The organism is Clostridia bacterium, from assembly GCA_036562685.1.
Taxonomy (GTDB): Bacteria; Bacillota; Clostridia; order Christensenellales; family DUVY01; genus DUVY01.
On the sequence record DATCJR010000110.1, the window covers coordinates 1 to 13,695 of the forward strand.

Below are 13,695 nucleotides of genomic sequence, written 5' to 3' on the forward strand. Positions count from 1 at the left end.
GGCAATAAGACTTACACTTAATTGGGCAATGACTTTTTATGGAATCAAAAAGACACAAGACTGGCGCTATGTAATGCTTAAACAAAAAAATCCCAAATGGTATTTTTTCATAAATCTATTTGGAATCAATCTTATGCCTACGTTATTAGTGTATTTGGGAACAGTTCCTTTTTATTATGTAATATTTTTTAATTCAAGTATAAATGCTTTTACTGTTTTAGGTCTTATAATAATGTTGGGCGCAACTTTGTTAGAGCTTGTTGCTGATATTCAAATGCATAATTTTAGAAAAACCAACAAAGACAAAACCAAAGTTATGGATCAAGGTTTATGGGCTTTTTCAAGACATCCCAACTATTTGGGCGAAGTATCTTTTTGGTGGGGAGTATTTGTATTTGCTTTTAGCAATCTGAAGATGCCGTTATATTGCATAATAGGCGCATTAGGTATAACTTTGCTGTTTTTATTTATAAGCATTCCAATGATTGAAAACAAAATGGTATCCTCTAGACCAGCTTACATAGAATACAAAAAGCGTGTTTCTATGCTGCTGATTTTACCCAGCAAAAAGGTTGTCGAAGAACAAGTAGAAGTGCAATAAAAAAGATTTAAATAGATAAAAAGCTGTCATTATTGCCTAGTAATGACAGCTTTTTTATTTAAAGTTATTATAATTTTACTGCAATAAAAAGTCTTAAACTTATTATCTTTTTTTAACAATTTCACATAATATATATTAATTTAATCAAAAATATTTACGAACTTGATAATATGTTGTCAATATCAATAAATCATATAGATTAGTTGTGTGATTCTGTTACTGTTTTACTTGCTAGGTATAAAAAACCGTTGTATAATAACAACGCTTGCACATAAAAACTACTTTTTATGCTAATACATAATGATAATAAATTTAAAGGATAAGATATATATATGAGAACAGAATGGAATGGCTTTTTGACCAACAAATGGGACAAAGAAGTTGATGTTCGTGATTTTATAGTCACCAATTATCACCCTTATGACGGAGATGAAGGCTTTTTGTCCAAACCTACACAACGTACCCTTACGCTTCTTAATAAATATAATGAGCTTTTGAAGCTAGAACAAGAACGCGGCGGAGTGCTTGATATTGATACAGAAACAGTAAGCGGTATTACAACATATAAACCCGGCTATATGGATAAAGAAAATGAACTAATCGTAGGACTTCAAACTGACGAGCCCTTGAAACGCGGAGTAAATCCTTTCGGCGGAATGCGTATGGCAAGAGGCGCATGTGAAGCTTACGGCTATAAGCTTTCAGATAAAATAGAAGAACAGTTCAAGTACCGCACAACCCATAACGACGGAGTTTTCAGAGTTTATACAAGCACAATGAGAAAGGCGCGCAAAAGCGGTATTATCACTGGACTTCCTGATGCTTATGGAAGAGGCAGAATTATAGGCGATTACAGACGAGTTGCACTTTATGGCATAGATTATCTGATTGAAAAGAAGCAAGAAGATATGGCAAAACTAGAAAAAGTGCCTATGAATGAAGAGAACATTCGCCTAAGAGAAGAAGTTTTCTGTCAGATAGAGTCTCTTAATATGTTAAAAGAAATGGGCGCAATGTATGGATACGATCTTTCCAAGCCTGCGGCTAACGCCCATGAAGCTGTACAATGGGTTTATTTTGCGTATCTAGCAGCTATAAAAGAACAAAACGGTGCAGCAGAAAGCTTAGGAAGAGTTTCAACTTTCTTGGATATTTACATTGAAAGAGACTTAAAAAACGGCTTAATAACAGAAGAATATGCCCAAGAATTAATAGATCAGTTTGTACTAAAACTTAGAATGGCGCGTCAATTGCGTACGCCTGAATACAATGAGCTTTTTGCAGGTGATCCTACATGGGTAACAGAAAGCATAGGCGGCATGTGTCTTGATGGTCGTCACATGATTACAAAAAGCTCATTTAGATTTTTGCACACGCTTGAAAATTTGACGCCTTCTCCTGAACCTAACTTGACTGTTTTGTGGTCTGAGAATTTGCCTGTCAACTTTAAAAAATACGCCAGTCATATAAGCATTGTCACCAGTTCAATTCAATATGAAAATGATGAAGTAATGCGTCCTTTATATGGCGACGACTACGGCATTGCTTGCTGCGTAAGCGCAATGAAAATCGGCAAGCAAATGCAGTTCTTTGGTGCGCGCTGCAATGTTGCCAAAGTTTTGCTTATGGCTATCAATGGCGGCAAAGATGAGATTAGCGGAGTTCAAATTGGTCCAGAGATGTCAGTATTAGACGGCGTTTTGAACTATGAAGAAGTTTATTCAAGATTTGAAAAATATATGGATTGGTTGGCAGAGCTTTATGTCAACACAATGAATGTCATTCATTATATGCATGACAAGTATGCCTATGAAAATATTCAAATGGCTTTGCACGATACCACTGTAGAAAGACTTATGGCTTTTGGTATAGCAGGATTGTCAGTAGCTGCAGATTCATTGAGCGCAATCAAACATGCCAAGGTTACAGCGGTTAAAAATGAACAAGGCATTGTTACAGATTATGTAACTGAAGGCGATTTCCCTAAATATGGAAACGATGACGATAGAGCAGATAATATAGTAAGAGATATAGTAGCTTATTTCTCTAAGGCTTTACAAAAACATCAAACTTATCGCAACGCGCTTCATACTCTGTCTGTTCTTACTATAACCAGCAACGTAGTTTATGGAAAAAAGACAGGCTCCACTCCTGACGGAAGAAAATACGGTGAACCCTTTGCACCTGGTGCAAACCCTATGCATGGCAGAGAATGCTGCGGTGCGCTTGCATCACTTAACTCAGTTGCCAAGATTCCTTATGATGCATGTAAAGACGGTATTTCCAATACATTCAGCATAACACCGAGAACTCTGGGCAAATCACTCGAAGAACGCAAGACTAATTTGGTGAATATTTTGGATGGATACTTTAGTCAAGGGGCTCATCATATCAACATCAACGTGCTTGACCGTGCATGCCTAGAAGATGCTCAGGTAAATCCTCAAAAATATCCCAACTTAACCATAAGAGTAAGCGGATACGCTGTAAGATTTAACTCTTTGAAGAAAAAGCATCAAGACGAAGTTATCAAGCGTACTTTCTTTGAATCGATGTAAAAAAACATTTTACCAAATAAAAACAATTAGAGATGCCCCCGAGAGATTTACCTTTCGGGGCATTATTGTTATATAATAGTAGCTATGAAAAAAGGATATGTACATTCAATAGAATCATTAGGAACAGTAGATGGCCCGGGCGTACGTACTGTTGTATTTATGCAGGGCTGTTATTTGCGTTGCCGTTATTGCCATAACCCTGATACATGGGAATGTTCAGGCGGAAAAAGTTATACAGCGCAAGAGCTTTTTAATTTTGTTATAAAATTTCGACCTTATTTTGGAAAATCAGGCGGCATTACTGTTTCAGGCGGAGAGCCTTTGTTGCAGCCTGAGTTTTTGTATGAGTTTTTTGAGTTATTAAAGCAAAACAACATCCATACAGCAATCGATACCTCGGGGTTACTTAATGATGAAATAAAAAAATTGCTTACTAAGACGGACTTGGTTTTGTTAGATATAAAACACACTGATCCAATAGAATACAAAAAGCTGACTGGCGGCGATTTGTCTGCGCCCCAAAAAATGCATTCTTACTTGATTGAAAATAATATTCCGTTTTGGATAAGGCAAGTTATCGTTCCCGGAATCAACGATACCGTAGAACAGATAAAAGAACTTGCAAAATACTGCGTACACTCCCAAAAATATGAGCTTATAGCTTATCATACATTGGGACTTAATAAATGGAGATTTCTAAATATACCATACTCATTAGAAGGCGTCGAGCCTCCGTCAAAAGAGCTAATGACTTCTTTAAAAGCGGCTTTAGACGAAGAAGTTAATCATTTAAGGGTAAAACTATAATTTTTTATAAACTGCAGTTATATAATCTTTTTTTGAATAATTTTTTCTATATATTGTATCTTCGACCTTGGGTTGACACTAGATATTGATAGTGGTAATATAGACTTATATTATTTTTTTTAAAAAATTTTATCAATATTATTCATTAAAAGGGGCAGTTTATGATAAAAGAGATTTTAAAAAGAGATTCAACTGTTCAACCTTTTGATATTCAAAAGATTACCAATGCTATTTATAAGGCCGCAGTTGCAGTAGGCGGAGATGATAGAGAACTCGCCGAAAAATTAAGTCTTGAGGTTGTAAAAAATCTAGAGAAAAAATTTGGAGACAGAATCCCTCATGTCGAAGATGTGCAGGACATGGTGGAAAAAGTGCTCATCGAAAATGGACACGCCAAGACCGCCAAGGCGTTTATATTGTATCGAGAAAAAAGACACAGCGCACGAAAAATAAACGCATTAATCGGCGCCACCATAGATATGTTTGGAAATTATCTTGGTGAAAGCGATTGGGTTATTCAAGAAAACGCAAACACACAAAAGTCTGTAAACGGACTTAACAACTATATAAGAGAATCATTTACAAAAAAATATTGGCTGTATGAGATATATCCGGTAGATGTAAGAAACGCGCATGAAAGCGGCGATATTCATTTGCATGATTTGGGATTCTTTGGACCTTATTGCGCTGGATGGGATTTAAGACAATTATTGACTGATGGTTTTGGCGGCGTAAGCGGTAAAGTTGAGAGCAAGCCCGCAAAGCATATGCGTTCATTTTTGGGACAAATTGTAAACGCTACTTTTACCACCCAAGGCGAAACAGCGGGCGCGCAAGCATGGAGCAGCTTTGATACCTATGTTGCGCCTTTTATAAGATATGACCATATGACTTATGATCAGGTTAAGCAATGCTTGCAGGAATTTATATTTAACATCAATGTTCCTACGCGCGTTGGATTCCAATGTCCTTTTTCTAATTTAACATTTGATATAAAAGTTCCTAAGACTCTCAAAGATCAGCCTGTTATCATAGGTGGCGTTGCTCAAGATGTAACTTACGGCGATTTCCAAAAAGAAATGGATATGCTTAACCAAGCCTTCTGTGAGGTTATGCTGGAAGGCGATGCCAAGGGCAGAGTTTTTACATTTCCTATTCCTACTCTTAATATCACCAATGATTTTGATTGGGACAGCCCTGTAACCGATGCTTTTATGAAAATAACAGGCAAATACGGAATTCCATATTTTGCCAATTATATCAATAGCGATCTTAATCCTGAAGACGCAGTATCAATGTGCTGCAGATTAAGACTGGATGTAAGCGAGTTAAAAAAACGCGGCGGCGGTCTGTTTGGCTCCAATCCATTTACAGGTTCTATCGGCGTAGTTACAATCAATCTTCCTAGAATAGGATATCTGTCTAAGAGTAAAGAAGAATTCTTTGACCGTTTAAGAAGACAATGCAATATAGCCAAGACTTCTTTGGAGATAAAGCGCAAGATTATAGAAGAGCAATCTGATAAAGGCTTGTATCCTTATTCGACGCACTTCTTAAGAGGAATAAAAGCGCGTACAGGTCAGTATTGGTACAATCACTTTAACACGATAGGAATCGTGGGAATGAACGAAGCGCTTCTTAACTTTATGGGTAAGGATATCACAACGCCTGAAGGCAAAGAGTTTGCAATAGAAGTTTTGAAGTATATGAGAAGCATAATGGTAGAGTTCCAAAAAGAAACAGGGCATATGTATAACCTAGAAGCTACTCCTGCCGAAGGAACAAGCTATCGTCTTGCAAAACTTGATAAAGAAAGATTTCCAGATATTATTGCAAGCGGAATTAATGAGCCTTATTACACCAACTCTACTCAACCACCCGTAGGGTTTACAGATGACATATTTGAGGCTGTCCAAAATCAAGATGAATTGCAGTCGCTTTATACAGGCGGAACTGTTTTGCACTTGTATTTGGGCGAAAAGGTTGACGATGTTCAAGCATGTAAGAATTTGATCAGAACGATTTTTTCAAATTCTAAAATGCCGTATATTTCTTTGACTCCTACTTTTTCTGTTTGCCCTGAACACGGATATATTACGGGCGAACATTTCAAATGCCCTCAATGCGGTGCTGATTCTGAAGTTTGGTCAAGAGTTGTTGGATATCTAAGACCTGTTCAGAATTACAATAAAGGCAAGAAAGAAGAATACCTGCAGAGAGTAAAATATGTAATGCCTAAAAATTCTGATGAGATAAAAAAGCAAATTCATAACCAAAATATTGCAGTAGGCTAAAAAATGAAAATTGCAGGTTATGTAAAAAATTCTTTAATTGATTATCCGGCGCATATATCATGCGCCGTCTTTTTGGGCGGATGTAATTTCGATTGCTGGTATTGTCATAACCGCTCATATATAAAAGGTCAAGGCGATATCGAAAGCGAAACGGTATTAGAATTTTTGAAAAGACGAAAAGGACTGATTCAAGGCGTGGTTGTAAGCGGAGGTGAGCCTACATTGAATGCAGAATTGCCTGACTTTTTAATTAAAATAAAAGAAATGGGATACCTTGTAAAACTAGACACCAACGGAAGCCGCCCTAAGATTGTAAAAGATATTATTTCACAAGGGCTAGTTGATTATATTGCTATGGACTATAAAGCGCCATTAGAGAAATATCCTGAAATTGTCCATGTTAATGTAAATATAAATGATATAAAAGAATCTATAGATACAATACTAGCAAGCAATATTGATTATGAGTTTCGAACGACTTTTGTACCTACATTGATAGACGAGGATATTGTAAAAATAGCTAAAGAAATAAGCTCAAGCAAAAAATACTGCTTGCAGCAATATCGCCATGAAGATGAATACAGCAAGATTTTGGGAAAAGAAGTAAGACCGCATACTCCAGAATATATAAGACAAACAGCACAAAAACTAAAAGATTTTTTTAATGGGGAATTGATTATAAGAGGGCTTTAATAAAGCCCTTTTATTTTTTTGCGCGGTTGAGCCAAAACCAGAACATTTACTTCTTTTGCGCCTTTTTTCAAAATTAGCCTGGACAGTTCATCAACCGTTGCGCCCGTAGTCATTACATCATCAATCAGCAAAATGTGCTTGTCCTTAATATCAATGTCGTCCGACGCCATAAAAACACCCTTTACTTGAGAAAAGCGTTCTTCCCTTGTTGATCTTGCCTGATAGGGTGTATTTTTTATTTTATGTAAAAGATTGATTTCTAACGGAATATTGTGATTTTGAGATATGACTTTTGCAAGCAAGAGAGATTGATTATATCCTCTTTCTTTGAGACGTCTTTGGGAAATGGGTGCCGGCACAATCAAATCAATGTTTAGGTTAAGCTTTTGAAAATAATCAGACATCATTTCGCCAAGCGGCTTGTATAGATATTTTTTATTGCCGTATTTGTAACCTCTTATCAGCTTTTGAGCGTTGCCTTCATAGATTAACACGCTTCTTGCGATATTATAATGAGGTTTATATTTTTTGCAGTCCTCGCAAAAAGAAGCCATATTATCGATAACAGTTCCGCATTTTTGGCAGAAGTTCTGATCGTTAAATTCTAATTTACAGTCGTTACATAAACAATATTTGGAATCAGAAAAAATATCCTTATCGCAAATAATGCATTTGAAATCAGCAGGAAAAAATATTTTTTGAAAAAATCTAAATATTTTCACAACGAAGGCACCGCGTTAAGTGTCATATCAGCAAAATTGACTTTATTGATATAGTTATAATAACCCATAGATGCAACCATTGCTGCATTATCAGTACAAAGAGAAAGTCTAGGAATATGGACATTTATGTTGTACTTTTTGCCCATCTCTTCAAATCTTTTTCTTAAGTAGCTGTTAGCCGCAACTCCGCCTGCTAAGGCTATATCCAGATAACCAAGATTAAGCACAGCTGTGAACGCTTTTTGAACAATAGGTTCTATAGCGTAGTACGTAAATGAAGCGCACACATCAGGAGCATTGATTTCTAAGCCCTTTGCCTTTTGATTGTGTATATAATTTACGGCAGCGGTTTTGAGTCCGCTGTAACTAAAGTTATATCCGTCACTTATTGTTTTTGCGTGTTTAAAAAATTCTATATTGTTTTGACCTTGTTTTGCAAGTTTGTCGATCATTGGTCCGCCTGGATATTCAAGTCCCAAAAGCCTTGCAACTTTATCAAAAGCTTCTCCTGCTGCATCGTCTTGAGTAGAACCCAAAACCTCATAAGACATATAATCTTTTATATTGACAAGTTCGGTATGACCGCCGCTTACTACTGCGCACAAAAAAGGTGGAACAAGTGTGGAATTGTCAAGATAATTAGCAGCGATATGCGCCCTGATGTGATTGACCTTAATCAACGGCTTGTTTAGCATATAGCTTATTGCCTTAGCAGCACTTACGCCTACAAGCAATGCGCCCACAAGCCCTGCGCCGTATGTCACTGCAACTGCATCTATATCGTTTAGCGTAAGGTTTGCGTTATTTAGCGCTTCGTCCAAAACATTGATAATAGCCATAGTATGATTTCGAGAAGCAATTTCGGGTACTACACCGCCAAATTTTTTGTGAATATCAATTTGGCTTGAAATAATATTGCTTACGACTTCACGTCCGTTTTTGACGATGGCAACGCTTGTTTCATCGCAAGAGGTTTCAATTCCCAATATATAAATATCTTTTTCTTCGTTCATTTTATTGTGATTTTCTCAAATAATCGTCTATAAATTCTTCTATTTCGCCGTCCATAACAGCTTGTATATCAGTTTTTTCATAGCCTGTTCTGTGGTCTTTTACAAGAGTGTAAGGGCAGAACACATAAGAACGGATTTGGCTTCCCCATTCTATTTTTTTGATTTCGCCCTTAAGGCTTTGTACTTTTTCCATGTTTTCACGCTCTTTTATTTCAGCAAGCTTGGAAATAAGCATCTTCATTGCTGTTTCGCGGTTTTGAATCTGTGAGCGTTCGTTTTGACACTGAACTACTATGCCGGTAGGAATATGCGTAATACGGATTGCTGATTCGGTCTTATTTACATACTGACCGCCAGCGCCGCCGCTTCGGTAAGTATCGATTTTAAGTTCTTCAGGCTTTATCTCGATATTGGCGTCCTGTTCAATTTCGGGCGTAACTTCAACTGATGCAAAAGAAGTATGGCGTCTTGAATTGGCGTCAAACGGCGAAATTCTAACCAGTCTGTGTACGCCTTTTTCAGCTTTTAGATAGCCATAAGCATTGAGCCCTTCTACTATAAAGGTTACGCTTTTTATTCCTGCGCCTTCGCCTTCAAGATAATCTATAACTTTTATAGAATAGCCGTTTTTTTCTGCATATCTTGTGTACATACGGTACAGCATATCTGCCCAGTCTTGAGCTTCTGTTCCGCCTGCACCCGCATGCAAAGTGATAATAGCATTATTGGCGTCATATTCGCCTCTTAAAAGGGTTTGAAGATTTAATTTTTCTACATCAGTATTTAGTTGTTCAAAATCTTTTATAATTTCGTCAGCCAGCTTTTCATCGTCTTCCATTTCAGCCAACTCTATAAGTTCGTCAATATCATTAGCTCTTTTGACGATTTGTTCATAGGTGTCTACTTTATTGTTAAGCGCTTTTAGCTTTTGACTGACTTCCTTAACTTCAGATAAGTTTTTATAAAAATCTTCAGCGTTTTGTCTTTCTTCCAACTCTGCAATTTCTTTTTTTAACTTAGGCAGGTCAAAGAGAGTCTCCTATTGCCATTATAGTTTTGCGGCAATCCTGCATTTGAGTTTTTATTGTGTCAAGTTTTAGCATTTCTTTCTCCAGATTATGAATTTTTTCCGCAGCAGTTTTTATATTTTTTGCCGCTGCCGCAAGGACAAGGTTCGTTTCTGCCTACTACTTTTTCGCTTACAACGGGTTGAGGACCTTTGGGAGGGGCTTTTCTGTTGGTACCGTCATCACCACGTGATTGGGTAAGCTCCATTTTTCTTTCTTCTCTCTTTACAGGGGCTTGTTCTATTTTGACTCTCATTAAAAATTGAACGGTCTGTTCTTTGATGCGTTCAATCATATCGTCAAACATCTCAAAGCCCTCTTTCTTGTAAGCTATTACAGGATCATGTTGACCGTATGCTCTAAGACCAATACCGCGTCTTAAAACATCCATTGCATCAATATGGTCCATCCATTTTGCATCAACTACTCTTAGAAGCACTATGCGTTCAACTTCGTCAAAGTTAACGCCCATTTCTTTTGCGGCTTGGATTTTCTTTTCATAATACGCGGTCATCTCATTGGTGAGATTTTCAATAATATCATCTACATCCCAATTTGAGAGGTTTTCTTCATTCAAAAACTCTTTTGCTTCAGGCAATAGATATCTTTCTATATCTTTGTTGAAGTTTTCAATATCCCATTCCTTCCAGTCAAGCGATCGGTCTGCATAAGCCAGAGTGATAACCTCAGCCTGATGAGCTATCATGTCCAAAATCTCATCATGTACGCTTTCACCCATAAGCACTTTGTTGCGCTGAGAATATATGATTGATCTCTGGGTGTTCATAACGTCATCGTATTCCAAAACGTGACGGCGGATAGAGAAGTTTCTTCCTTCTACTGTCTTTTGAGCACCTTCAATACGGCGAGTCAACATCTTCATTGACAAAGGTGTATCTTCATCTAGCTTGAACATTTCGGCTATACGTTTTATTTTATCTCCGCCGAACAATCTTATGAGATCGTCTTCCATGCTAAGATAAAAAATTGATGAACCAATATCGCCCTGACGACCTGCTCTGCCTCGCAACTGGTTATCAATACGGCGGGATTCATGGCGTTCTGTACCGATTATGCGCAAGCCGCCTACCGCGATAACTTCTTCTTTTTCTTTTTGAGTTTGGGCATGGAAAGCATCGTAATGTCTCTTGTACTCAGCCTTGGCTGCCAAAACTTCGGGATCATCAGTATGCGCATAAGATGTAGCAGCTTCAATGATTTCATCTTTGTAGCCTAACTCTCTCATGCGGTGTTTTGCCATAAATTCGGGGTTGCCGCCTAGCAAAATATCTGTACCACGACCAGCCATGTTAGTTGCGATTGTTACAGCGCCTTTTCGTCCTGCCTGTGCTACAATTTCAGCTTCCAAAGCATGGTTTTTTGCGTTCAATACGTTATGTGGAATTCTTTCGCGCGACAAGAGTTTGGATAATTCTTCACTCTTTTCGACAGTGACTGTACCTACAAGCACAGGCTGTCCGCGTTGATAACATTCTTTTATATCTGCTACTATTGCTTTTAGTTTGCCTGCATGAGTTGTATAAACCTGATCGTTTTCATCCACTCTTATCATGGGCTTATTGGGCGGAATTACTACGACGTCAAGTCCGTATATTGCGTTGAATTCGGCTTCTTCGGTTTTGGCAGTACCTGTCATACCTGACAGTTTCTTATACAATCTGAAAAAGTTCTGGAAGGTAATAGTAGCCATTGTTTTGTTTTCGTTTTGAATTTTTACATTTTCTTTGGCTTCTATTGCCTGATGTAGTCCGTCGCTGTAACGACGACCTATCATAAGACGACCTGTAAATTCATCTACTATGATGACTTCGCCGTCTTTTACGATGTAGTCGTTATCGCGCTTCATAATAAAATGAGCACGCAACGCATTGTTTATATAATGATATAATTCATCGTTTTGAGGGTCGCCTAGGTTGTCCACAGCAAAATATCTTTCGGCCTTTGCTACGCCTGAGTCGTTGAGATGGACGGTTTTCTTTTCTTCATCTAGGTCAATATCATCAGGACGAATATATTTTACAAACTTGTTGACATTGATATACATTTCGGAGGACTTGTCTCCGCGTCCGCTTATGATTAGAGGAGTTCTTGCTTCATCAATCAAAATTGAGTCAACTTCGTCCACTATAGCAAAAGACAAATCTCTCAAAACCTTATCGCGAGCATTAATAACCATGTTATCTCTTAGGTAGTCAAAGCCAAGTTCGTTATTGGTGCAATAGGTTATGTCAGCTTGATAAGCAGCACGCTTTTGCTCGTTTTGCATGCCTGAAATTGACACGCCCACGCTTAGTCCCATAAACCTAAAGACCTTGCCCATCCATTCGGCTTGAGTTTTTGCCAAATAATCATTGACGGTTACTATATGCACGCCTTTTCCAGAAAGCGCATTGAGATAAGCAGGCAAGACAGCGACCAAGGTTTTACCTTCACCGGTTTTCATTTCGGCAATTCTTCCTTGATGTAGGACTATACCGCCTAGTAATTGAACATGGAATGGACGCATTGCAAGCACCCTTTCACTGGCTTCTCTAATAGCCGCAAAAGCGTCAGGTAAAATATCATCCAATGTTTCATAGTTGTTTTGCAGCCTGTCTTTTAATGCAGGGGTGACGGCTTTTAGTTCTTCGTCCGTCATTGCCTTGTATTTATCAGCCAAAGCTTCTATTTTGGATGCTATAACCTCAAGTTTTTTTAAGGCTCTTTTGTTGTCTGAGCCTAATATAGCTTTTATAAGTCCCATATCTTTTCCTGCCTTTTTATTTAATATGATGATTTATTTTGTTTTATTTTTCAAAACAGCTTTTCTGTTTTTGAGTCCTTTTTTGTAATATTCATTGAACGCTTTTTCGCTTTCATTGTCAAGCGCTCTTTTGGGCAATATAAATACGCCGATTTTAGGTAACTTTAAAACATAGTAATTTTTATAATCAAATACATCTAAGATATATTCCCATCTGATTTTTCCGCTTTTTTTTACTTGAAAACAATCTTCGGTAATACTTACGGTTATTACATCGTTTTTTAGTTCTTTCGCGCTGCGTTTATATACCGCTATAACCTTAATAAAAGTCAAAAGCAAAAATACCGCAGAAAAAATGGTAATAAGTAGTCCCATGTTAAATAAGCTGTAGTTATGTATAACAGCGCCTACTACAATCATCGTGCCAAAAACCAATATAAGTAGTCCCCATGCTATAACAGTGGAGCGGTTGGCTCTTTTGTAATATTCTTTTAGATCATTTTTATCCAAAGTAAAGTTAATTTCCATCAGCGATTCCTTTTTGCTTCTAGCTTTTTGCGATATTCAATCAAGTTTTGTTCTTTTAGATTTTTCTTAAACCAATCCATATCTTGAGGCGAAAAAACTTCTTTTTTTAGAATGAATATATTATAGACATCATCTCTCAAAACAAGATACTTTTGATTTTCTAGATAAATTTTGTATTGTCCCCACTTGACGCCTTCTTTTTTGCCGTCGCTGTATAGGATTATTCCTTTTTCTTCGTCAATTGAAATTATTCTTTCATCCAATATATAACGGTCTTTTTTTACTGAAATCAAAATCTTTATTCCTGTATAAATGATAACTAGCAAAAGATAAGCAAGTCCTGCGCCTATCACTAGCAAGCCCAAAGTAAGGAGCCCCTTATAATAATTGGCGAAACTAAAAATTGTTATGACCTTATCAAGTCCAAACAACATTCCGGATATCAAACTCAATACTGCACCAAGTATAAGCACTAGAACAGTAGTTTTAATTGCTGAATAAATATTGATATAAAACATTTCCTTAGCGGATAAAGTGAACTTGACATTTAGCTTTTCCATAAAAAACCTCAAGCTTGATTATAACATAAAAATTATTATGTTTACAACAAATACCTTGTTGTAAAAAACAAGGCATTAAAAGACCAAT

At 37.2% G+C, this 13,695-nt stretch carries 11 protein-coding genes; 5 read left to right on the top strand and 6 right to left on the bottom strand.

What is annotated here, in order from left to right; all coding sequences use genetic code 11:
- From VIL26_05125 to VIL26_05145, 5 genes are all read left to right on the top strand, one after another.
- On the top strand, positions 1-601 hold a 601-nt coding region (locus VIL26_05125; GenBank protein HEY8390314.1), incomplete at its 5' end, for a DUF1295 domain-containing protein.
- 332 nt (positions 602-933) lie between these two features.
- Positions 934-3,159, top strand: coding sequence for a formate C-acetyltransferase (gene pflB / locus VIL26_05130; GenBank protein HEY8390315.1), 2,226 nt, complete (start codon positions 934-936; stop codon positions 3,157-3,159).
- An 84-nt stretch (positions 3,160-3,243) separates the two neighbouring features.
- Positions 3,244-3,966 carry a pyruvate formate-lyase-activating protein gene (gene pflA / locus VIL26_05135; protein ID HEY8390316.1) on the top strand — a complete coding sequence of 241 codons (723 nt, stop codon included), beginning with the start codon at positions 3,244-3,246 and terminating at the stop codon, positions 3,964-3,966.
- 161 nt (positions 3,967-4,127) lie between these two features.
- A complete protein-coding gene (locus VIL26_05140; protein ID HEY8390317.1) occupies positions 4,128-6,260 on the top strand; it encodes a ribonucleoside triphosphate reductase in 2,133 nt (710 codons plus the stop codon).
- 3 nt (positions 6,261-6,263) lie between these two features.
- Complete coding sequence (locus VIL26_05145; GenBank protein ID HEY8390318.1) at positions 6,264-6,953, top strand: anaerobic ribonucleoside-triphosphate reductase activating protein; 690 nt, start codon at positions 6,264-6,266, stop codon at positions 6,951-6,953.
- Here the strand turns inward: VIL26_05145 and VIL26_05150 are convergent.
- From VIL26_05150 to VIL26_05175, 6 genes are all read right to left on the bottom strand, one after another.
- On the bottom strand, positions 6,950-7,675 hold the full coding sequence (locus VIL26_05150) for a ComF family protein (GenBank protein HEY8390319.1): 726 nt from the start codon (positions 7,673-7,675) through the stop codon (positions 6,950-6,952). The genes VIL26_05145 and VIL26_05150 overlap by 4 nt on opposite strands.
- Positions 7,672-8,688 carry a tRNA (adenosine(37)-N6)-threonylcarbamoyltransferase complex transferase subunit TsaD gene (gene tsaD, locus VIL26_05155; GenBank protein HEY8390320.1) on the bottom strand — a complete coding sequence of 339 codons (1,017 nt, stop codon included), beginning with the start codon at positions 8,686-8,688 and terminating at the stop codon, positions 7,672-7,674. Before tsaD ends, VIL26_05150 begins: the two co-directional genes overlap by 4 nt.
- Before the next feature lies 1 nt (position 8,689).
- A protein-coding gene (prfB, locus tag VIL26_05160; protein ID HEY8390321.1) for a peptide chain release factor 2 occupies positions 8,690-9,791 on the bottom strand; the annotation gives its coding sequence in 2 pieces (ribosomal slippage) (positions 8,690-9,715 and positions 9,717-9,791; 1,101 coding nt in all).
- Between the two features lie 13 nt (positions 9,792-9,804).
- Positions 9,805-12,519 (bottom strand): preprotein translocase subunit SecA, encoded by a 2,715-nt coding sequence (gene secA, locus VIL26_05165; protein ID HEY8390322.1) that lies wholly within the window; start codon positions 12,517-12,519, stop codon positions 9,805-9,807.
- A 33-nt stretch (positions 12,520-12,552) separates the two neighbouring features.
- Positions 12,553-13,047, bottom strand: a complete 495-nt coding sequence (locus VIL26_05170) for a YcxB family protein (GenBank protein ID HEY8390323.1) — start codon at positions 13,045-13,047, stop codon at positions 12,553-12,555.
- Complete coding sequence (locus VIL26_05175) at positions 13,047-13,607, bottom strand: YcxB family protein (protein ID HEY8390324.1); 561 nt, start codon at positions 13,605-13,607, stop codon at positions 13,047-13,049. The genes VIL26_05170 and VIL26_05175 overlap by 1 nt, the downstream gene beginning before the upstream one ends.
- Positions 13,608-13,695: the final 88 nt, after the last annotated feature.